This is a genomic window from Rhizobium sp. Root1203 (assembly GCF_001424945.1).
Taxonomy (GTDB): domain Bacteria; phylum Pseudomonadota; class Alphaproteobacteria; order Rhizobiales; family Rhizobiaceae; genus Rhizobium.
The window spans coordinates 206175-227470 of the sequence record NZ_LMCW01000056.1 but is presented as its reverse complement, the minus strand read 5'-3'; the positions used below and the strand labels follow the sequence as shown (position 1 = coordinate 227470).

18 protein-coding genes and 1 pseudogene are annotated in these 21296 nt (G+C 60.3%); 13 read left to right on the top strand and 6 right to left on the bottom strand.

Annotated elements, in window-relative coordinates:
* Positions 1 to 122 precede the first annotated feature (122 nt).
* The 5 genes from ASC97_RS29225 (at position 123) to ASC97_RS29205 (ending at position 6729) form a co-directional block, all read left to right on the top strand.
* Entirely contained in the window at positions 123 to 1265 is a 1143-nt protein-coding gene (locus ASC97_RS29225; RefSeq protein WP_057471823.1) for a M24 family metallopeptidase, read from the top strand.
* A 160-nt stretch (positions 1266 to 1425) separates the two neighbouring features.
* Positions 1426 to 2337 carry a dihydrodipicolinate synthase family protein gene (locus ASC97_RS29220; protein WP_057471822.1) on the top strand — a complete coding sequence of 304 codons (912 nt, stop codon included), beginning with the start codon at positions 1426 to 1428 and terminating at the stop codon, positions 2335 to 2337.
* A gap of 119 nt (positions 2338 to 2456) precedes the next feature.
* A complete protein-coding gene (locus tag ASC97_RS29215; RefSeq protein ID WP_057471821.1) occupies positions 2457 to 3485 on the top strand; it encodes an Ldh family oxidoreductase in 1029 nt (342 codons plus the stop codon).
* Positions 3486 to 3689: 204 nt separating this feature from the next.
* A complete protein-coding gene (locus tag ASC97_RS29210) occupies positions 3690 to 5234 on the top strand; it encodes a DHA2 family efflux MFS transporter permease subunit (RefSeq protein WP_057471820.1) in 1545 nt (514 codons plus the stop codon).
* A 217-nt stretch (positions 5235 to 5451) separates the two neighbouring features.
* Positions 5452 to 6729 carry a DUF3422 family protein gene (locus ASC97_RS29205; RefSeq protein ID WP_057471819.1) on the top strand — a complete coding sequence of 426 codons (1278 nt, stop codon included), beginning with the start codon at positions 5452 to 5454 and terminating at the stop codon, positions 6727 to 6729.
* A gap of 122 nt (positions 6730 to 6851) precedes the next feature.
* Here the strand turns inward: ASC97_RS29205 and ASC97_RS29200 are convergent, their stop codons facing one another.
* Entirely contained in the window at positions 6852 to 7955 is a 1104-nt protein-coding gene (locus ASC97_RS29200; RefSeq protein ID WP_057471818.1) for a saccharopine dehydrogenase family protein, read from the bottom strand.
* Positions 7956 to 8079: 124 nt separating this feature from the next.
* Here ASC97_RS29200 and ASC97_RS29195 point away from each other — a divergent pair, with 124 nt between their 5' ends.
* The gene (locus tag ASC97_RS29195; protein WP_057471817.1) at positions 8080 to 8511 is read left to right on the top strand and encodes an Lrp/AsnC family transcriptional regulator; all 432 of its coding nucleotides are present in this window, start codon (positions 8080 to 8082) and stop codon (positions 8509 to 8511) included.
* Between the two features lie 46 nt (positions 8512 to 8557).
* On the opposite strand, the gene ASC97_RS29190 is transcribed toward ASC97_RS29195, so the two are convergent.
* The 3 genes from ASC97_RS29190 to ASC97_RS29180 all read right to left on the bottom strand — a co-directional run bounded on the left by ASC97_RS29190 (position 8558) and on the right by ASC97_RS29180 (position 11675).
* Positions 8558 to 9508 carry a lytic transglycosylase domain-containing protein gene (locus tag ASC97_RS29190; RefSeq protein ID WP_057471866.1) on the bottom strand — a complete coding sequence of 317 codons (951 nt, stop codon included), beginning with the start codon at positions 9506 to 9508 and terminating at the stop codon, positions 8558 to 8560.
* 154 nt (positions 9509 to 9662) lie between these two features.
* Entirely contained in the window at positions 9663 to 10661 is a 999-nt protein-coding gene (locus ASC97_RS29185; RefSeq protein WP_057471816.1) for a LacI family DNA-binding transcriptional regulator, read from the bottom strand.
* A 9-nt stretch (positions 10662 to 10670) separates the two neighbouring features.
* Complete coding sequence (locus tag ASC97_RS29180; protein ID WP_057471815.1) at positions 10671 to 11675, bottom strand: Gfo/Idh/MocA family protein; 1005 nt, start codon at positions 11673 to 11675, stop codon at positions 10671 to 10673.
* Between the two features lie 200 nt (positions 11676 to 11875).
* Between ASC97_RS29180 and ASC97_RS29175 the strand changes: the two genes are divergently transcribed.
* The 6 genes from ASC97_RS29175 (at position 11876) to gabD (ending at position 18583) form a co-directional block, all read left to right on the top strand.
* Positions 11876 to 13168 carry an ABC transporter substrate-binding protein gene (locus tag ASC97_RS29175; protein WP_057471814.1) on the top strand — a complete coding sequence of 431 codons (1293 nt, stop codon included), beginning with the start codon at positions 11876 to 11878 and terminating at the stop codon, positions 13166 to 13168.
* An 83-nt stretch (positions 13169 to 13251) separates the two neighbouring features.
* Entirely contained in the window at positions 13252 to 14139 is an 888-nt protein-coding gene (locus tag ASC97_RS29170) for a carbohydrate ABC transporter permease (protein ID WP_057471813.1), read from the top strand.
* A 1-nt stretch (position 14140) separates the two neighbouring features.
* Positions 14141 to 15052 carry a carbohydrate ABC transporter permease gene (locus ASC97_RS29165; protein WP_057471812.1) on the top strand — a complete coding sequence of 304 codons (912 nt, stop codon included), beginning with the start codon at positions 14141 to 14143 and terminating at the stop codon, positions 15050 to 15052.
* A gap of 21 nt (positions 15053 to 15073) precedes the next feature.
* Positions 15074 to 16159: an ABC transporter ATP-binding protein gene (locus ASC97_RS29160; protein WP_057471811.1), complete on the top strand. Its 1086-nt coding sequence runs from the start codon at positions 15074 to 15076 to the stop codon at positions 16157 to 16159.
* Between the two features lie 13 nt (positions 16160 to 16172).
* Positions 16173 to 16919: a ThuA domain-containing protein gene (locus ASC97_RS29155; RefSeq protein WP_057471810.1), complete on the top strand. Its 747-nt coding sequence runs from the start codon at positions 16173 to 16175 to the stop codon at positions 16917 to 16919.
* Between the two features lie 209 nt (positions 16920 to 17128).
* The gene (gene gabD, locus ASC97_RS29150; protein WP_057471809.1) at positions 17129 to 18583 is read left to right on the top strand and encodes an NADP-dependent succinate-semialdehyde dehydrogenase; all 1455 of its coding nucleotides are present in this window, start codon (positions 17129 to 17131) and stop codon (positions 18581 to 18583) included.
* A 68-nt stretch (positions 18584 to 18651) separates the two neighbouring features.
* Here the strand turns inward: gabD and ASC97_RS33675 are convergent.
* A pseudogene (locus tag ASC97_RS33675) lies at positions 18652 to 19325 on the bottom strand (SDR family oxidoreductase); the annotation flags it as partial.
* Between the two features lie 483 nt (positions 19326 to 19808).
* Here ASC97_RS33675 and ASC97_RS29140 point away from each other — a divergent pair.
* Positions 19809 to 20336 (top strand): hypothetical protein, encoded by a 528-nt coding sequence (locus ASC97_RS29140; RefSeq protein ID WP_057471807.1) that lies wholly within the window; start codon positions 19809 to 19811, stop codon positions 20334 to 20336.
* On the opposite strand, the gene ASC97_RS36120 is transcribed toward ASC97_RS29140, so the two are convergent.
* Positions 20291 to 21277, bottom strand: coding sequence for a LysR substrate-binding domain-containing protein (locus ASC97_RS36120; protein ID WP_244481619.1), 987 nt, complete (start codon positions 21275 to 21277; stop codon positions 20291 to 20293). The genes ASC97_RS29140 and ASC97_RS36120 overlap by 46 nt on opposite strands.
* Positions 21278 to 21296 lie beyond the last annotated feature (19 nt).

Below are 21296 nucleotides of genomic sequence, written 5' to 3'. Positions count from 1 at the left end.
CTCCATGCCGATAGCCAAGCCAAAATCCATGTCGACAAACTGACGACATTCACTATAAGCTCCAGACCAACCGTCAATCCTCGTCGCCACTGTCCAAAATATTCAAGATTGGAACCAGAGAAATGTCCTGGCCTCATCCCGTCCAGCCTATCACCGACAAAGAACGTCAGGAGCGCATCGCCCGCCTAAGGACCAAGCTTTCGGACGACGGTATAGGCGGCATTCTACTTGGCCCGACTGAGAGTTTGCGATATTTCACCGGCTTGGTCTGGCATCAGAGCGAACGCCTTCTGGGCGCTCTGATCACACCCTCGGAATTCTACTACATTGTCCCCGGCTTCGAGCGCAGTCGCGTCGAAAGCCTGCCAAAACTTGCCGGCGAGATCCTCACCTGGGAGGAAGACGAGAGCAGTGCTGCCCTGGTCGCAACGCTTCTCGGCCCGAGGAAGCGGCTGGCTCTTGACGACGCCCTGCCCCTCTTCGTCTATCACGCCTTGGCCTCGCAGATGGGACCCCAACAACTGCTTGACGGCGGCCGGACGATCCGCGATCTGCGCCTCTGCAAGTCGCAGGCCGAAATCGACCTTATCCAATATGCAATGGATCTGACGCTCGAGGTACAGCGTCGAACCCGCGACTTCATCAAGCCCGGCATCCGCGCCTCCGACGTGGTCCAGTATATCGACCAACAGCATCGCGCGCTCGGCGCGGAAGGCGGGTCCTCCTTCAGCATCGTTTCTTTCGGCGAAGCAACCTCCCTTCCGCACGGCGCCGACGGCGATCAGGTATATCAGCCGGGAGATGTCGTGCTGGTGGACACCGGTTGCCGCATCGATGGCTATCATTCGGATCTGACCCGTACATACGTGCTGGAAACGCCGAGTGAGGCCTTTGCCGAGGCATGGGCAATCGAGCGGGAAGCGCAACAGGCTGTCTTCGAGGCGGCCGTTCCGGGGGCTTTATGCGGCAGCGTGGACGATGCGGCGCGGCGTGTTTTGAGAAAGCACGGCCTCGGTCCGGACTACGACCTGCCGGGTCTACCGCACCGCGCCGGCCACGGACTGGGTCTCGAAATTCATGAGGAGCCCTATCTCGTTCGTGGAAATGCGATGCATCTGAAACCAGGCATGTGCTTTTCGAATGAACCGATGATCGTCTTCCCGAACCGGTTCGGCATCCGTCTGGAAGACCACATCTATATGACGGAAAGCGGTGCCCGATGGTTCACGACCCCAGCGACGAGCCCGATCGATCCGTTTGGTTGACGCGCCTCTTTCCACAGCAACGGTTTGCGTTCGTCTCAGGCGCAAACGAGCCAAGCCCGAGCCACCCTCGCCGGGCTCGTCCCGGTTCCGCTCGACAAGTCTCTTGATTTTGTCGACAGTTTGTATACTGATGTTTTCACCAACACGATAGGAGGCTGAAATGACCACTGGCTGGCGCGGCGTTTTTCCCGCTGTAACAACGCAATTCCATGAAGATCTGTCGGTCGATCTCGACAACACCCAACGTGTGCAGGATGCGCTCGTCAATGACGGCGTCACCGGCCTGATCGTGATGGGCACCTGCGGCGAGAACAACTCGCTCGATCCCGAGGAGAAGCGCACGATCCTCAAGGCCGCGGTCGAGGTCGTCAACGGTCGCGTGCCTGTCGTTACCGGCGTCTCCGAGTTCGACACCCGCCGCGCTATTGCCTACGCAAGGGACGCAGAAAAGCTTGGAGCCGATGGCCTTATGCTGTTGCCGGCCATGGTCTATGTGCCGAAGCCGAATGAACTCGTCGCCCATTTCAAGGCGGTCGCCGAGGCGACATCCCTGCCGATCATGCTCTACAACAATCCTCCCGCCTATCGCGTCAATATCGGCGTCGACGTGCTGCGCGAGCTCGAGGGTGTGAAGAACATCAAGGCTGTCAAGGAAAGCGCACCGGATCCGCGTCGCTTCACCGACCTCATCAATGAGTTCGGCGATCGCTTCGACCTTTTTGCCGGTCTCGACGACGTCGCTCTCGAGGGAATGATGCTCGGCGCCAAGGGCTGGGTCTCGGGCCTCACCAGCGCCTTCCCGCAGGAATCCGTTCAGCTCATTGCTGCAGCCGAGCGCGGTGACTGGGAAGAAGCCCGTCGCATCTACCGCTGGTTCATGCCGCTTCTCCATCTCGATGCGGAACACGATCTGGTTCAGTCGATCAAGCTCGCCGAACAGATCATGGGCCGCGGCACGGAACGTGTGCGCATGCCGCGCATGCCGCTAACGGGTGCCCGCCGCGCCGAGGTGACTGCCATGGTCGAAAAAGCCGCTGCCACGCGCCCCTCGCTCAGCAAGAAAGCGGCGTAACGGATACATACGTCTCCACCTGCATTCCGCGGGGCAATCCGGATGGTGTCCCTGGACGCAAATCGAAAAGAGGCGCTCTATCGCGCCTCTTTCCATGTGTGACAACAGGGCACGCTCGCATGTCTTCCAACAGCATATATCTCACGCGCGAGGCTGCGCAGACGCTCAGCACCGAAATTCTCCTGGCGGCAGGTCTGACACCCGATCACGCCCGCACCGTGACGGGCTCCATATTGGCCGCGCAACAGGACGAATGCTACTCGCATGGGCTCTATCGGCTGCTTGGTTGCGTCCAAACCATCAAGGCCGGCAAGATCGACCCGAACGCGGTCCCGGTTGTTGACGATGCGGCGCCGGGTATCGTTCGGGTCGATGCCAACTACGGCTATTCCTTGCTTGCGTTCGAAACCGGTCTGCCGAAGCTGGTCAGCAAGACGCGGCAACAGGGCATAGCCGCCATGGCCATCACGCGCTGTTATCACTTTTCTGCTCTCTGGCCCGAGGTGGAGGCTATCGCCGAAACCGGTCTGGTGGCTTTGGCCTTCACACCGAGCCACAGTTGGGTTGCACCCGCGGGGGGCACAAAGCCAGCATTTGGGACCAATCCGCTGGCGTTTGGCTGGCCGCGGCCGGAGAGAAGACCGTTTGTCTTCGACTTCGCCACAAGTGCATCTGCCCGCGGTGAAATTGAGCTCCACCGGCGCGCAGGAAAGCCAATCCCCATCGGGTGGGCCCTGGATAGCGAGGGACGTGATACGACCGATCCCACCGAAGCGCTGCAGGGTGCAATGCTGACGTTTGGAGGGCACAAGGGCTCAGCCCTGTCGGCGATGATCGAACTTCTTGCCGGACCGCTGATCGGTGACATGATGAGCGCGGAGTCGATGGTCTTCGACGAAGGCGCAGGCGTTACGCCCTGTCACGGCGAGCTTATCATCGCACTCGATCCGCACTCGTTCCTGGGAGGAGGTGTAGCGGAAAACCTTCAACGAGCCGAGAGCTTGTTCCACTCCATCACCGACCAAGGCGCAAGACTTCCATCGCAGCGGCGCTATGAAGCCCGTGACCGGAACGAGGCGCTTGGCATTCCCGTTCAGGCCGAGCTGCTTGCCGAACTGGAACGGGTGCTCGCTGAACTCCGCAGGTAATGGGTGCAATTCAGAACGATCCCTCCTGATCACCTGACTCGAACGGCCGCTATCGCTTCTCGCGCCATCCGAACTATGTTGTCGGTGTAGGGGAGATCGCGGTCCTGCTCTCCTGTATCGGCTTGCCTGTCGATGCCTTGGTCATTTCGATCGCACAGATTGTCCTTTCCAATTGCATACGAGCCGCGCGCTCAGGATCGTCAAATGTCGGGAAGATCTGAAGCAGGCTACTCAGACGAAAGAACTGCCATCGTCTGGATTGGCTTTATTGCCATGTGCGCTGGCATGTTCATGGCGATCCTCGACATACAGGTCGTCGCGACATCCCTGCCTACCATACAATCCGCCCTTGAGATCAGTCCCGATCAGATGAGCTGGATCCAAACGGCCTACCTGATCGCAGAGGTTGTTGCGATCCCGCTCACGGGCTTCCTCACGCGGCTCCTCACGATGCGATGGCTCTTCGTCACCGCCATTACCTTGTTCGCCATAGCCTCGGCAGGCTGCGCGGCAAGCAGCAGCTTTGGTGAACTGGTGGCCTGGCGGGTGCTTCAAGGCTTCTCGGGCGGCACCATCATTCCATCCGTATTCTCAGCCGTGTTCATTCTGTTTCCCAACAGGCGTCAGGCCTTGGCGACGACGATAGCCGGCGTTCTCGCGGTGCTCGCCCCGACTGTGGGACCCATCGTCGGAGGCTGGATCACCGAAACCTATTCATGGCACTGGCTCTTCCTGATTAACGTTGTGCCAGGTCTTGTTGCAGCCGTCGTGGCGTCGCTGTCCCTGCCGAGGAAAAGGCTGGAGGCGTCGCATATCAGGCACCTCGATGCCCTGTCGCTACTCATGATGGCAACAGCCCTGACCACCCTGGAGATCGCGATGAAAGAGGCGCCGACAGCCGGCTGGAGCTCGCCATATGTTGCGGGATTGCTCCTGCTCAGCCTCACATCCGGAGCGATCTTTGCTACACGAACGCTCCGCGGGGCGCAGCCACTGGTCGATCTCCGAAATTTTGGCGACCGAAACTTTCTCGTGGGCTCCATTCTTAGTTTCGCTCTCGGAATCGGCCTGTTCGGCTCAGTCTATCTGATGCCGGTCTTTCTCGCATTCGTCAGGGGTCACAGCGCGCTGGAGATCGGAGAAACCATGCTGGTGACAGGAATCGCCCAACTTCTGACTGCGCCGATCGTCGTTGCACTGGAGAAACGGACGGACGCGCGGCCGCTGTCGGCGATAGGCTTCACGCTCTTCGCAGTCGGGGTCGGCATGAGTGCCTTCCAGGACCCCACTTCCGATTTCAAGGCAATGTTTTGGCCACAGGTTGTGCGTGGGGTTGCAATCATGTTCTGTCTGCTGCCGCCGACACGCCTGGCGCTGGGAACGCTTTCGCCCGAGCAGGTGCCCGATGCGAGCGGCCTCTTCAACCTGATGCGAAATCTTGGCGGGGCGATCGGCATCGCCCTGATCGATACCATCATCTACACACGGTCGGAGCCTCTGGGACAGGATTTGTGGAACCGCTTACAGGCCGGCGACGTCGCAGCCGCATCGTTCGTCGGCGCACCGGTGCAAGTCATTTTGGGCCATGCGGGAAGCTTCGATGAGGATACGACGGCCATGCTCGATCCGTTGGTCCAGACGGCTGCGAGCGTTCAGGCCATCAATGAGGCATGGATGATCATTGCCATCCTCACGGCCTTTGCGCTGCTCTGTATCCCGATCGCCCGACGTCAGCCCGCAACCCAATGACTATCGCAGGTTGGCCATCGATAACAGGCTGTCGACCCCAACGCCTCCGGGGGCCCCCTTCGCTGCGGCATTCTGTCGGCTAATCGATTGAATTGCCTTTCGCGACCCCCTCGCCCTAAGTGCATGATTTACGTTGGATTTATTGTGTGCGATCTGTCCAATGTCGGGACGCGTGAGCTCTTACGCCTCGAAGGAACGGGCCTCGAAAGGATGATCGATGACACGAGGAAGCTTTGCCTTCCCTCCCGCCGAACTGCGCGCACGCGCGATCGGCGAAATACATGCGCGACCATTTGCGCTTGTCACAGCCCCGCGCGTCATCTTCCAACTCGCATTTCTGACAGACTCTGCAGCCGACGCGGACCAGGAAACACTTGCCGGCCTCTCGCGCTCGAGTGGCGTCGCGCCCCCTGCCCTTGAAACGAGCCATCACGCGCTAAGCTGGGGCCAGGGAACGCTGCGATGGGAACGCCATACCGAATTCTCGACCTATTTCTGGGACAGCCCGGCGCCGGCGCGGTTCGGGATGGACATCCCGGTGCATCCCTTTGGCGACGGCTTTGCAGCGCCTGGACCGTTCATTTCGGGGATTCGACTGGAAATCAGGCCGGACACTGCCGAGACCGATGACGAGATCGTCGTTTTCGATCCGACCAGCCTGTGCCGCAGCGACCTCAAGAACGGCCAGGCAACGATCCTCACCGACTTTCGTCAGGATGGCCATGGGCTGACGAAGATCCTCGTGATCGACCGCGGCATGACCGACAGCGCGCGCGGCGCCCTCGTTCAGCGGCTGCTCGACATCGAGACCTACCGCACGCTGGCGATGATGGGGCTGCCGCTGGCCCAATCGCTTTCGCCGGAAATCCGCCGCATCGAATCTGGATTGACGGCAATCACGCAGCGGATGAAGCAGCATGCCCGCGACGAGGCCGACCAAATGCTGTCCGAAATCACGCGCCTGGCGGCTGACCTTGAGGCCAATGCTGCCCTCAGCCTATACCGCTTCGGAGCAAGCCGCGCCTACAACGAAATTGTGCAGGAGCGCGTGCGGGCGCTTGCCGAGACCGCTTCGTCGGGGAACGAAACCTTGGGCTCGTTTCTCGACCGGCGCCTGGCGCCGGCGATGCGGACCTGTCAATCGGTGGAGGAGCGGCAGGCCAACCTGTCGCGCAAGCTCGCCCGCGCCACGGCATTGCTGCGAAGCTGGATCGATGTCGAGCTGGAGCGCATCAACTCGACGCTGCTGAACTCGATGGATCGGCGCGCCCAGCTGCAGCTGCGCCTGCAGCAGACGGTGGAAGGCCTCTCGGTCGCCGCTATCTCCTACTATGTCGTCGGTCTGCTTGGATATCTGGCGAAGGGCGCCCACATCATCGGCTTCGACGTCGCGCCCGAGGCGCTGACGGGCCTCTCGGTGCCTCTTGTCGTCGCGGGCATGTGGCTGGTCGTGCGCAACATCCGGCGGCGGCATGCAGAAGAAGACAGGCAGTGACCGCACGAGGTGGCGAGAGGCATCCGCCAAGTGTCTCGATAGGAGGAACTTGACGTTTCAGAATTGCTCCGCGTTCAGGGCGGTGCAGCCTCGCTGTCGGCGAGACTGCCGGTGCGATACTTCTAGCTTGCGACCCTTTCGGAGTAGGCCTTTTGCTCATAGTGATGGCCAAAGCGGCTCTTCAGGAAAGCATCCAGGCCAATGTCCTCCTGGCGGATAAAGCCCTTGGCAGGAAGGACGCCCTGCGACAGCATATCGAGGACGGCACATATGCTGCAGGCGGTGGTGATTTGAATTGCGCTCATCATCCGGCCGCCAATGACAGCGCTATAGACCTTGTTGGCATACGTCTCCTGCACCAGTCGTCCTTCTTTGCGACCGGAGACGGTCACGAAGATGATCACGACGTCCTGCATGGTCGAAGGAAGCGCGTTTTCGAAGATATCCTTGAGCACCTCGCGACGATGACGAAGCCCCAGATCGTTCAGCAGCGCCTTCATGATCGCCGCATGGCCGGGGTAGCGGATGGTGCGGTAATTCAGGGTCCGAACCTTGCCTTTCAAGGTCTCGCAAAGCGTGCCCAGCCCGCCGGAGGTGTTGAAGGCCTCGTACGTTACGCCATCGAGTGAGAATTCTTCTCGTTCTTCCAGCGCTGGAACCTTGATCAGCTGCCCCTCGACGATCGCCTCGCATGGCTCGATGTATTCGTTGATAACGCCGTCTGTGCTCCAGGTCAGGTTGTAGTTGAGCGCGTTGGACGGATACTGCGGCAGCGCGCCGACGCGCATCCGCACGCTGTCGAGCGTATCGAAGCGGCTGGCAAGGTCGTTGGCAACAATCGAGATGAACCCCGGTGCAAGGCCGCACTGTGGAATGAACGCAGTGTCGGCTGCGGCAGCGATCGCCTTTACCTGACGCGTCGATTCAACATCTTCCGTCAGGTCAAGATAATGCACGCCAGCCTTGGCCGCCGCCTCTGCGATCGGGATCGTAAGATGATAGGGCGCAGCGCTCAGAACGGCAAATTTGCCGGCAAGCAAGAGTACCATGGCGTCGCCGTCGGAAATGTCGATCTCGGCAACGGAGATGGCGTCGTGCTTTTCGATCTGCGAGAGCTGCTCGGCGCTCCTGTCCGCCAAGGTGACCTGGTAGTCCCCTGAATAGGCCAGCAATCTTGCAATCGTCGATCCGATCTTGCCTGCGCCCACCACAACCACACTTCGCATTTGAACCTCCTCTGTCGGCCAATCTTTATGGTTTTTTTATTCAGCCTCCACCTGTTGAATCCAAGCGCCAGAATGACTAATTCTACTAAGGACTTTGGACAGACTGACGCCTGGATAAGACAATATGACGTTGAACGAGAAGGATCGTGACCTCCTGGCGTTATTGAGTGAAAACGCACGGACGCCGGTTGCCCTGCTAGCACGCAAACTCGGCCTGTCGCGCACGACCGTTCAGGCGAAGATCGAGCGGCTGGAACGCGACGGCGTCATTTCAGGCTATGGCGTGCGCCTGTCTGATGATTTCGAAAGGGGGCTCGTCAGAGCACACATCCTCATCACGCTCGCTGCGAAATCGCTGGGGGGCGTGACACGAGATCTCCACGCCATTTCCCATGTCCGATCGGTCTTTTCCGTTAGCGGAAGCTTCGATCTGATTGCCATCGTCGCTGCGAGTTCCATCAGCGAACTCGACAAGATCATCGATCAGATTGGCGACATTGAAGGCGTGGACAGAACCCTGTCCTCGATCATATTGTCGACGCGGATTGATCGATGAAATATTCCGGCGTGTCGGCTCTCGGCAGGGGGCGCCACCTGCGACTTCAGTTCTTGAAGACGAGGCAGATCCTCTTGCTTTTGCGGATTTGAGCGCAGACGTCGTTCGCCTCCGCCCTCGTCTGACGCGCGATCCGACTCACGTAGCGTGGGCGGAAGCCGAAACTCCGGTCGCGTTGCCGCAGAATAAGTGGTTGCTCTTGGTTGAGTGGCGCAGGCAACCCCTGTACCGCTTCCAAAAAAAGGCGGCGGGCAACGTCGGGATTGGCGTGCGCCGCGAGTTGCACCCCCCAAGGCGCCCATGTGCCCTCCGTTTGCCAGGATGGCTGGCTCCAACTGCGTTTGTCAGCAAGTGCCACACAGCTTTCGACGAAGGGGCGATCCTTGTTCATCGCGCGCTCCGGCACATCGGAATCGTTGGATTTCCAATCATCGACGCTGCGGGCGGTGATTGCCATGACATAGCTGCGCGTCTCGGATGGCAGGTTCCCGCCGCCAAGATAGTTGGACAGTCCGTTCTCACCCGCATTGTAGGCGGCAGCGGCCAGTCCGAGATTGCCGAAACGATGGCGTAGTTCATCGAGATACTCCGCCGACTTCTGCAATGCCTCAAGCACATCGTAGCTGTCCTGGAGACCTCGCAGCTTCGCCGTTCCCGGCATGAATTGTGCGATGCCCTGCGCGCCCTTGTAGCTCAGCGCATCCGGACGAAACCTGCTCTCGCGCCAGATCAGGCGTGCAAAAAAGTCCGGAGGCAGGTCGTGATCTGTGGCGGTGCGCTCGATTGCGCCACAGAGGTCGCTGACAAAACTGTCCTTTCGAATACAAAGCATTTCCCCGGACGAGGAAACCGGCCGGGTATAAAGGCAGGCGACTGGAGCGGGGCTCTGAGGCGGCTCGGCAAGAGAGAGGGAGGCCGAAAACAGAAAAAGGAGCAGGGAGGCCAATGCCTCAACCGCCCGAAGGTGAATAGTGTCGCGCCGATTTCCCGCCGTCATGTGGTTCCGCTGCTGCTGCCGCAACACCGCCATCGAGTAGCACCTGGCCGCTTATACCATTTCTTTTGCCGACCGCAGTCAAGACATCGTCGCTGATCCGGCGACAATCCGCAATCGGTTGCCTGCAAAGCGACATCGCCGGAGACCGTTCTGCCTAAGCAGTCGAGCCCCAGCGTGCCGTGCAGGTGAGCGTTATGCTGTGCGGCCCTTCCAGACCGGCGTCGTGGCGCTCGATCAGGTCCACGACCGCATCCATGAATGCGGGATGGTCCTGGCTCAGCGTTGTCAGGTCGTTGCAGTCCCAGGCGGCCATTGCGATGCCGTCCTGGCCGACTATCGCCAGATCATCGGGTGTATTCTTGCCGAGCACGCGGCGTGCGGCGTCCCGAGCGCCGATGGCCATGACATCATTGCCGCAGATGATGGCGTCGACTTTTGACCGGTGCAGCAGCAGAACCGCCTCCTTGAAACCGGAATCGTAGCTGTAGTCGCCGAATGCCTCGGCCTCAAACGACAACCCGCGCTTTGCAAGCGCATCGGCGAACCACTTCCGGCGCAGCTTGTCGATCCAGCTCGACTTTGTGCCCGAGAGGTACGCAAAGCGTTTCTTGCCGTCCCGGACGATCTTGTCGATGATCTCGTCGGCAGCACCAGAACCGTCGATGCGGATGCTGGAAACGTTTTCGTTTTCCAGCGGCTCGAAGGAAACGATGATCGGCTTCGTCGTGTGAAAGATATCGATGGCATCCTGCATCGAGACCATGTCGGAGAACACCACGACATGGTCGACCTGATAGGTGGAGGCGAGGCGCATCAATTGCAGCCTGTCGTCATGATCTGCGCAGCAAAGAATGATCGGCAGGAGTTGCCGGGCCTGCAGGCGATGGACGAGGAGCTGCTGCTCCTCGGCTTCGCAAGGGTTCCCGATCGCGTTGACGACGAGGGCGACGAGACGCGAGCGCTGGTTGTTCAACGAACGCGCAATCGCATTCGGCTGATAGCCGTGTTCGCGCGCAACCGCGAGAATACGGTCGCGGGTAGCGCTGCCGATCCTTGAATCGGGCGAGAAGGCGCGCGAAATCGTTGCGGAAGACACCCCGGCGAGCTTTGCCAGTTCCTTCGAGGTGATCCGCCGCTTGCTCATTTCAGATATTCCACCTGTTTATCCGGCGATCCTGACGGGCACCCCGTCTGCTGCGGCTGATTCCTTGATTGCATCCCACAGCCTAGCGAATCGCAAGCCCATTTCAACGGAACCCGTGTTTTCCATGGTACCGGCGCGAATGGCGAGGAAGTTCTTCATCGGGTTGCCGAGAATCTCGGCCTCCTCACGGGGCTCGCTGGTGCGCCCCACGCTGATTTCGCGCCATCCGCCCCATGCGTCGATCCGCACGATCGCCTTGGAGTAGAAGAAGGTGATGTAGGAAGCGCACCCGGGAGGCCCCTCACCTGCCGCCGTCAGCGTCGCCAGGGCACCATTGTGCAAGCGTGCGGAGACGGCAGTGGCAATATCCACCTTCTTGCCGTGATTGTTCATATAGGCGGAGACGCTGTCAAAATCCGAATCTGCAAGAAGGCAGACGGTATTCATCATGTGCGCGCCAGTGTCGAACATGAACCCGCCGCCGGAGATCTCGGGCCGCTGCTTCCAATGACCGTCGTAATTGTCTGCCCAACTCTCCCAGATCACCCCTGAGATCGCGATCAGATCGCCAAACTCGCCAGCGAGTGCGCGCTTGCGCGTATCGATCACCAGTGGAGAAAGCCCGCCCTGGAATGCGGTGACAACAGTCACGCCGCTTCTCTTCTGGGCGGCAATCAGCCTCTCGGCTTCCGCGACGGTGGTGACCATCGGTTTTTCGAGAAAGAGGTCGAGCCCGGCCTCTGCAACCGCTGCAGCCTGTTCGCCATGGTAAGCGTGCGGGGTAGAGACATAGACGATATCGAGGTCATCGCGGCACGCAGACAACATCTCCCGATAGTCGTCGAAGCTTCTTGGCTCAGCAGCTCCGGCGGCGACGCAGACATCGATCAAGCGCTGGCGCGAGGAGAAAACGGGGTCCGCCAGCGCGACGAATTCGATCTCGGGCATCATCGCCCAGCTCGCGGCATATTCAGCCGCCTTCAGGCCCGCGCCAATGACGCCGAGCCGCAATTTCTTTGACATGAAAACTCCTCCCGAATGCGGTGTGTATACGGTTACACAATCATAAACATGAAGGCAAGTTCTATTTAATTACGCAATATCAACATGTTAATTGTTGAATCTGATTCATGACAAATTCTCTGTTGCCTGATTTCAGAATGCGTGTACATTTTTACGCACGGTGCTGGAGGGCGCTGTAGAACCAAAAGGGAGGACTTCCGTTGAAGAAGACGGTCATAGGTGGCCTTTGCGCCATTTTGCTCAGCGCTGTGTCGACGCTGGCACATGCCGAGACAATCAGAATTGCAAACCATGGCCAGGCCGGCATCGACTCCATGAAGTCGACGGTGGAGGCGATCGAAAAGAAATACGGTGTGACCGTCGAGGTCATCGAATACCCCGCGCCGGACAAGGATTACCTGACGAAGCTGCTGACAGAGCTTGGTGCCGGCAACGCGCCGGATCTGTTCTCCATTCCGACAACGGCAGCCGTCGCCGATATGGTCGCTGCCGGCTACCTTGCGCCGGTGACCAAAGAGATCAACGCCTGGGATGGCTACGCCAACTTCTATGACGTCGCCAAGCAGCTCGCCGTCAGCCCCGACGGCGAGACCTACGTGATGCCGTTCATGCTCGGCATCCAGGAGATCTATTTCCGTAAGGACGTTCTCGAAAAAGCCGGCATCTCGACGGAACAGCCGAAGACCTGGAAGGATCTCCTCGATCGTGCCGCCGAAGTCAAGGCGAAGACCGGCGCCTACGGCCTGCTTTTCCCTGCAGGCGTTTCCTGGGGTAGCGGCGCATTCGACGAAGGCTTCCAGCATCTTCTCGTTGGCTCCAAGACGCCACAGTTGGTCGATGCCGAGGGAAAGCTCGATCTCAGCGGTGAAGGCATCAAGGATGTGTTCGGCGTCTACAAGGAACTGATCGACAAGGACCTGATGCCGACGCAGCCGCTGCTGGGACCTGAGCCCTGGGTCGTGCCAAAATACGAAATGTTCCCCCAGGGCAAGCTTGTGGCGACCACCTGCGGGTCGTGGTGCTATATCTTCGACTGGGGTCGCGAGAGTAAGAACCCGATCCCTGACGTGACGAAGATCGTCGGCACCTGGACCGTCCCTGGCCAGGAAAGCGGCCAGTACGTTCTGGCCAACCTTGCCGCTCCATGGGCCGTCAACGCCAAGTCGGCGAATGTCGAACTTGCAACGAAGGCGCTGATGGAAATCGGCTCGGTGGAAACCCAGGTTTCCTATGCAGCGCGCATCGGCAATATTCCGGCCAGCAAGGATGCGGCAAAGAACGCCGAATTCCAGAAACTCACCGAACTGGTTCCCATCCACGCAGCCGCCGGCAACGGCGTCTTCCTCAAGCAGGCCTCCGGCTTCGGCACGGTCGCCGAGGGTGTCGCCCGCGCGACGGAAGCCTTGCTGCGCAAGGAAACCGATGCCGCCGGGGCCCAGAAAATCCTTGTCGACTACGTCAAGGAAACGCTCGGCGACGACGCGGTCAAGTAAGCCTCAGGCTTTTCAACTTCCGCCAAGACGGAGGCGCGGCCCTTTCGCCGCGTCTGCGCTCATCAGACAAGGTTGTGAGCTTCATGGTCCCCAATTCTCACGAAAGACGCGTCGAGCGTCAGCTTCTCGTGATCCTGCTGCCATCGCTGGTGCTGCTTCTGGCTTTCGTGATCTATCCCGCTCTCTATTCTGTCTATCTGAGCTTCACCAACGAGGCGCTGACGGGTGCTGCAGCGCTTCGGCCACGTTTCGTCGGTCTGCGCAATTACACGCGTCTTCTCAACGACGCGAAATTCTGGAATGCACTGCTCGTCACCTTTTTCTTCGTGGTCGGCTCAGCCGTGATCGGCCAGTTCGTTCTCGGCCTGATCTCGGCGATTGCGCTGCGCCGGAACATTCGCTTCCGTCAGATATTCTCGTCCATCATTCTCTTGCCGAACGCGGCTCCCGAGGTCGTCGCCGGCTTCATGTGGATTTCCATGCTGGCGGGCGGCGAGCACGCAACGCTCAGTCGTATCGTGAGCTTCTTCGGCGTCACGCCTGCCGATTGGCTTCAGGTCTTTCCGCTGTCGATGGTCATCATCGTCAACACCTGGCGCGGCATCGCGACCGCGATGATCCTGCTGACCGCCGGCCTGAGCACCATTCCCAACGAAATCTATGAGGCCGCCCGAATGGATGGCGCGACACCGTCGCAGATGTTCCGCCGCATCACGCTGCCGCTGATGATGCCGACGATCCTGCTCTACATGCTGATCTCTGCCGTCTCCACGATCGCCGTGTTTGGCCTCGTCTACGCCTTGACGCGCGGCGGCCCGGGTGGCGCGACAGAGGTAATCAGCATCTACATCTATAACCAGTCGTTCACGGCTTTCCAGCTCGGCTACGGAGCAGCCGTCGCGGTGGTCGCCCTTTTGATCTCGCTGGTCCTCGGCATCGGTTATGTCCGAGCCATGAAAGTGGAGGTCTGACATGGCCGCAATGTCCCCCACGGAAAATGCCAACAAGACCCGTTCGGATCTACTGGCCTACACAACCCTGTCCCTGATCTCGATCTTCTGCGCCGTCCCCTTCTTCTGGGTATTGCTGGCATCGGTCGACGGCAACGCCCAACTGTTCCTGCGCTGGCCGGAACAGTGGACATTTGCCAACTATGTCAGGGTATTCACGAAGGAAGACGGGGCAAGGTGGTTGTTCAACTCACTCTTCGTCGTTGGCGGAGCGACCGTCCTGGTCATGGTGCTTGCCGGTCTCGGCGGTTATGCGCTGTCGCGCACCCGCGCCTGGTGGAAGCTGCCGTTTCTCTATGCCATCCTCCTGATCCGCGTTCTGCCGCCGACAGCCCTCGTCGTGCCGCTCTACAAGTTCCTGCTGACGCTGAATAACATCGAGGGCGCCATTCTTCGGCCAATCTTCGGCGGATACGCCCGGCCGATCATGCGCTGGACAGGGTTCATCGACGGCTATCTCGGACTGATCCTGGTGCTGGCGACGATGCAGCTGCCACTTGCGCTGTGGATCATGAAGACCTTCTTCGATGGTCTCCCACGTGACTATGAAGAAGCTGCATTGATGGACGGAGCAACGCTGATGCAACGCATTCGCCGCGTGCTGATCCCGTTGGCGCTGCCGGGCCTGGCCGCCGCAGGGCTGTTTGCCTTCATGTCGGCCTGGGGCGACTTCCTGCTGCCGCTGATCTTCCTGTCGTCACCGGAGCTGCAAACACTGCCACTCGGTCTTTTTCGTGCCTTTCTACGCATCAACGAGATCGACTACGGCCTGCTTGCCGCCCTTGCCTTCATCTACCTCCTGCCGGCAGTGGTCGCCTTCGGCTTCGCGCGGCGCTTCCTCGTCCAGACCTTCGCAGGCGGCGTCAAAGGCTGATATCCAGAAAGAGTTTCAAAGATGATCAATCTCAAGAACGTTCGCAAATTCTACGGTGCTCTGGAGGTCATCAAGGGCGTCGACATCACCGTCGAAGATGGCGAATTCGCAGTTTTCGTCGGCCCGTCCGGCTGCGGAAAATCGACGTTGCTGCGCATGATCGCCGGCCTTGAGGGGATAGACGGCGGTGATCTCATTCTTGACGGCCGGCGCATCAACGACGTGCCGCCGGACAAGCGCGGCATCGCCATGGTGTTCCAGTCCTATGCCCTTTATCCGCACATGACGGTTGCTCAGAACATCGGCTTTTCGCTGAGCCTTAAGAAGGTACCGGAGGCCGACATCCGAAAGCAGGTTGAGGGTGTGGCCGAGATCCTGCAGCTGACCGACTATCTCGATCGCCGGCCGGCGGCCCTTTCCGGCGGCCAGAGACAGCGTGTCGCGATCGGCCGGGCGATCATCAAAAAGCCCTCGCTGATCCTGTTCGACGAGCCGCTCTCCAATCTCGACTCCGCCTTGCGCGTCCAGATGCGCGCCGAGTTACAGCGCCTGCACCGGGAGCTCAAAGCAACAGTCGTCTATGTCACCCACGATCAGGTCGAAGCCATGACCATGGCGGACCGCATCGTCGTCCTGAACAAGGGGCTGGTTGCCCAGCAGGGTGCGCCGATGAACCTCTACCATCAGCCCGACAACGAATTCGTCGCGACCTTTATCGGCTCACCAAGGATGAACACCATTCCGGTGGCAATCACCAGGCCGAAGGCCGGCGAACTGCGCGCGCAAAGCCCGATCGGCCTTGCGTTGGACCTTGCGGATGCGAACGGCACGGTGCCGCAAGGCGCAGCCACGCTCGGGATTCGACCGGAGCACTTCAAGATCGCCTCCGAGGGCCAAGGAAACTTCAGCGCCGACGTCGTCATCGTCGAGCGCCTTGGGGTCGAAACATACATGACCGTCGGCTCACCCGAACAGCCGATCGTGGTGCGCGCCGAGGGCGACGTTGCTGTACGGCCCGGCGACCGCGTCTCGCTCAACGCGGATGCTGCTGCTTGCCATCTATTCGACTCCGCCGGGCGGGTTATCCGCCAGGCCCAAGCTTCTTAACATCGAGGACATCATGACAATCAAGGTTACCATCTGGAACGAGGGGCGCCACGAGCAACTGCACAAGGAAGTGCAGGAGATTTACCCTGACCGTATCGACGGCGCGATCGCCGCCGGCATCAAACACCCCGACTTTGAGATTCGCCGCGGGACGCTCGACGATCCGGACGAGGGCCTGCCTGACTCCGTCCTGAACGATACCGACGTGCTGCTCTGGTGGGGCCATATGGCCCATGACGACGTCAGCGACGGCCTGATCGACCGTGTCCAGCAGCGCGTGCTCAAGGGTATGGGGCTGCTGGTTCTACACTCGGGACACCACTCCAAGCTCTTTCGCCGCCTGATGGGCACGAATGCCAACCTCTCCTGGCGCGAGACGCCGGATGGAGACCTGGAACGGGTTTGGGTGGTCAATCCCTCGCATCCGATCGCCGAGGGCTTGCCGCCCTATTTCGAGGTCAACGCGTCAGAGATGTACGGCGAACCCTTTGACATCCCCCAGCCCGACGAACTGGTATTCATCTCCTGGTATTCTGGCGGCGAAGTGTTCCGCAGCGGCTGCACCTTCCAGCGCGGACGCGGGCGTATCTTCTTCTTCAGCCCTGGCCACGAGACCTACCCCATCTATCATGACAGGATCATTCACAAGGTCATCTCGAACGGCATTCGCTGGGCAAAGCAGACCCATACCGACGGCCGCATCCTGGAGAACTGGCATCGGGCAGAGCCGATCCACGGCCGTCCCGCAAAAAGATCCTAGACCGTCAAGACCTGTTTTGTGGTGAGAACATGCAGGGTGCAGACAATCGATTTGCGCCCTGCGATGCGTTGGCTAACGCCGACGCGTTGTATTCTATTTTCAGGCGGGCCAATTTGACATGACGGAAACGGGCGCCAGTTTTCCCCTTGACGTCGTGGGACCTGCTCGCTGGGCCGGTATCCGGTGAATTCTCGCACAGGATGGATAAAATGAACCTCAAAGACCCCTCGCTCTTTCGCCAGGCAGCCCTCATCGGCGGCAGCTGGATCGAAGCCGATCCCTCCAATGCGATCGAGGTGAACAATCCTGCGACCGGCGAGATCATCGGCCTTGTTCCGAAGCTCGGCGCCAAGGAGACGAAGACGGCGATCGAGGCCGCGCAGCTTGCCCAGAAGAGTTGGGCGGCGCGCACAGCCAAGGAGCGCGCCGGCATTCTTCGCAAGTGGTTCGAGGCGATGATCGAGAATAAGGATGATCTCGGTCGCATCCTGACGCTCGAACAGGGCAAGCCGCTTGCCGAAGCGACCGGCGAGATCGTCTACGGTGCCAGCTTCATCGAGTGGTTCGCAGAAGAGGGCCGCCGCGTCTATGGCGATCTCATCCCCGGCCACCAGCCCGACAAGCGCATCATGGTTATGAAGCAGCCAATCGGCGTCGTTGCGGCAATCACGCCGTGGAATTTCCCCAATGCTATGATTACCCGCAAGGCTGGGCCGGCCTTTGCGGCCGGCTGCGCCATGGTGCTGAAGCCTGCCTCGCAGACACCGTTCTCAGCAATCGCAATCGCGGTTCTGGCCGAGCGTGCGGGACTGCCGAAGGGGCTGTTTTCCGTCGTGACAGGCTCGGCTGCGGCCATCGGTGCAGAGATGACGGGGAACCCCATGGTTCGCAAGCTCACCTTCACCGGTTCCACCGAGGTGGGAGCCGAGCTCTACAAACAGAGCGCGCCGACGATCAAGAAGCTGGGACTGGAGCTCGGCGGCAATGCGCCCTTCATCGTCTTTGACGATGCCGATCTCGACGCCGCCGTCGAAGGCGCGCTGATCGCCAAGTTCCGCAACAACGGCCAGACCTGCGTCTGTGCCAACCGGCTCTACGTCCAGGAGGGCGTCTACGAGGCCTTTTCCCAGAAGCTTGGCGCAGCGGTCGGCAAGCTCACGACGGGCAACGGTTTCGATGAGGGTATCATCCTCGGGCCCCTGATCGACCGGCCTGCACTGGAGAAGGTCGAGGAACACGTGGCGGACGCACTCGCAAAGGGGGCAAGCGTGGTGCAAGGCGGCAAGCGCCATGCACTAGGCGGCACCTTTTATGAGGCAACGGTGCTGGCGAATGTGACCCGGGAGATGGCGGTTGCCCGCGAAGAGACCTTCGGGCCGGTGGCGCCGCTCTTCCGCTTCAAGGACGAGGCCGACGTCATCGAACAGGCCAACGACACCGAATTCGGCCTTGCGTCCTACTTCTACGCCAAGGATCTGGCGCGCGTCTTCCGGGTGGCCGAGGCGCTCGAATATGGCATGGTCGGGGTCAATACCGGCCTGATCTCGACGGCCGAGGCGCCGTTTGGCGGCGTCAAGCTGTCAGGCCTCGGCCGCGAGGGCTCGAAGTACGGCATCGAGGAGTTCACCGAGATCAAATATGTGTGCCTGGGCGGGATTGGCTGAAGAGCCGACGAAACCCACGTCAGCAGAAACAGTCGGAAGGCGTGGCTGACGGCAAGATCGGCGCCTTGGGAAATCGACAGCCCGCCATCGACCGGCAGTGTAGCGCCGTTGATCATGGAAGAGCCGTCGCCCAGCAGGAAGAGTATGGCTTCCGCCACTTCATCGGGATCGATGAACCGGCCGAGTGGTATGCGCGCCTTCAAGGGATTGGCCTTTGCGGGGTCATTCCATGCCAGCTCGCCCATCGGCGTCAAGGTAACGGTCGGATTGACGCTGTTGACGCGGATGCCGGAGGGCCCGAGCTCTGCGGCAAGCACCCGTGTCATGGCATCGAGCGCGGCCTTCGAGGCGCAATAGGCCGTGTGGTTTACCACGCCGCGACGGGCGGCATCACTGGAGACGTTGACGATCGCACCCTTAATGCCAAGCCGCAGCCACTCGCGGACGACGATTTGCGACAGCACCTTCGGCGCGACGGTATTGACGTTCAGGACACGATGGAAGTCCGAGAGCTCGCTCGAACAAAAGACTGCAATACGGTCGTACCCGCACAATTGACCAGGAAGTCGACTGGCAGCGCGACGCTGACCGCCGACCCCAGGGTGTCTGTCCTTGCAAGGTCGACGCAGATTGGCTCGCATCCGATCTCCGAGACGAGCGTCTCGAGGTCTTCCGGCGTGCGGCTTAGCGCAACAACTTTTGCGCCGCGCCGCGCGAGCATGACGGCGGTCGCCCTCCCTATGCCCTTTCCGGCACCGGTTAACTATACGCGCTTTCCATCCCAATCCATGAGAGTTCTTTCCTGCGAACCTTTACGGATAGGACCTGGCACGCTTTTTCCGCCGCAAGAATGGCTGAGAACAACCGTCCGGCAAAACGAAAAAAGCCTGCCGCGGGAGGAGGTGCGGCAGGCTTTCGAAAACACCGAACAGCAGCTGGGAGGAGGTTGCTGCTGTTCCCGCAAGCGCCCTCGGGAGGAGGATAAGGCCGCTTGCAAACACGAAGCTCTGCGGGAGGAGGTGCATCGCTTCGATGAAACTGAATATACAGATGGTTCGCCCAAATGATAGGCACATTTCTGCAGCGCAGCTATGCGCCATGCGCGTAACGCGTGACTTATTGCTCCATGCGACACCATCGGGCGTCTAAGACGCAACCCACCCGACACGCTTTGGTCTCTTCGCGTTTTCTGCTAACACGCCGCCATCGCAAGAAGGAATTTCAGATGACCGCGGCATTCTATCGGGACTACATCGCCGACCTGAGGTCAAGGATCGACGATCTTCACACCGACCCAGAGAGCTACCAGACGTACGTACTGTCGATGGAACTGCTGGCGCAACGCAACCTCGTCAGCTACAGCCTGACGAGACAGCGCGGCCAGACCGACAGCCTGTTCTATCGGCGAGACACGACAAACGACCAGGGCGCGCAGATGCAGCAACAGACCGCCTTTAAGCTGTTTGCAGGCTTCTTCGGCCTCGGTCAGTTTCTGGCCTCGTCGGGACGCACCGGAGGGCTTGCCGAGAACGGATTTGCCGAGACCCTGACGGCGGATTGGGAATACCCTACCTGTGCGGTGCACTTTAGCTATCGGAAAAAGGGACAGCCGGAGACAAGCTCCATGAAAATGCTCTTCGTCGGGCTGAATGGCGATGCCGATGCCGATACCTATGAGCGCATGCTGGGGCGACAGGATCTGCTGGTTCAGGACCGGCCATTTTCATCGTCGGTGCTGTGGGAATGGAAATGAAGCACTTCCCGTGTTGAAACGCCTAGTCGAGCGCAGGCGTCGGCGGGGGAGCCAGCAACGCTTTGGAGACGCCACGCAGCAACACGCCGATCTCCGGCAGGAAGTGACGCATCGCCGAGCCCTTCCGCCAACAGATGCCGATCTGGCGACTTGGCGGTGAATCCGTGAAACTCAGAAGCCTGATGTTGCTGGAAGGAGAGTGACGCGTGGCGAGCTCCGGCAGCAACGTCATCCCGACCTTGGCCCCAACCATCTGGCGAAGCGTCTCCAGGCTGGTTGCGCGAAACGATGTACGCTCGGCTCGCACCCGCGAGCCGGCAGACGTCCAGTGCCTGATCCCGCAGGCAATGGCCTTCTTCAAGCAGCATCAGATTATAGCCGTTGAGGTCGGCAAGTGCGAGTTCCTTTCGCTCTGCCAGTGAATGGGACGCCGGCACGGCGAGCAGGAAACGCTCCGAAAACAGAAGCTCTGTTGTCAGGCGATCGTCGCCAACCGGCAGAGCGAGGATCGCTGCGTCCAGATTGCCGTTGTGCAGACGCGACAGAAGGCCATCGCTTTTCTCCTCGATCAGCAGCATTTCCAGGCCGGGGAACGTCTCGCGGATGCGCGGCACCGCATGTGGCAGGAAATACGGTGCGAGCGTCGGGAAAATGCCGAGGCGAAGCGTGCCTGCCTCGGGGTTGCGGCTGCGACGGGCCGCCGCCTTCATCTCCTCGACCTCGGTCATGATGCGCCGGGCACGCTCAACGGTATCCTGGCCGAAAGACGTCAACATCAGCGAACGCGACGTCCGCTCGATGAGCGGCGCGCCGAGATCCTCCTCCAGCTTTCTGATCTGCGTCGACAACGTCGGCTGGGCGACCTGACACTCCTCCGCAGCCCGGCCAAAATGCCGGTGGTTTGCGAGCGCGATCAGATACTCCAGCTCTCGTAGCGTCACAATGCGATCGGGCCGCTGC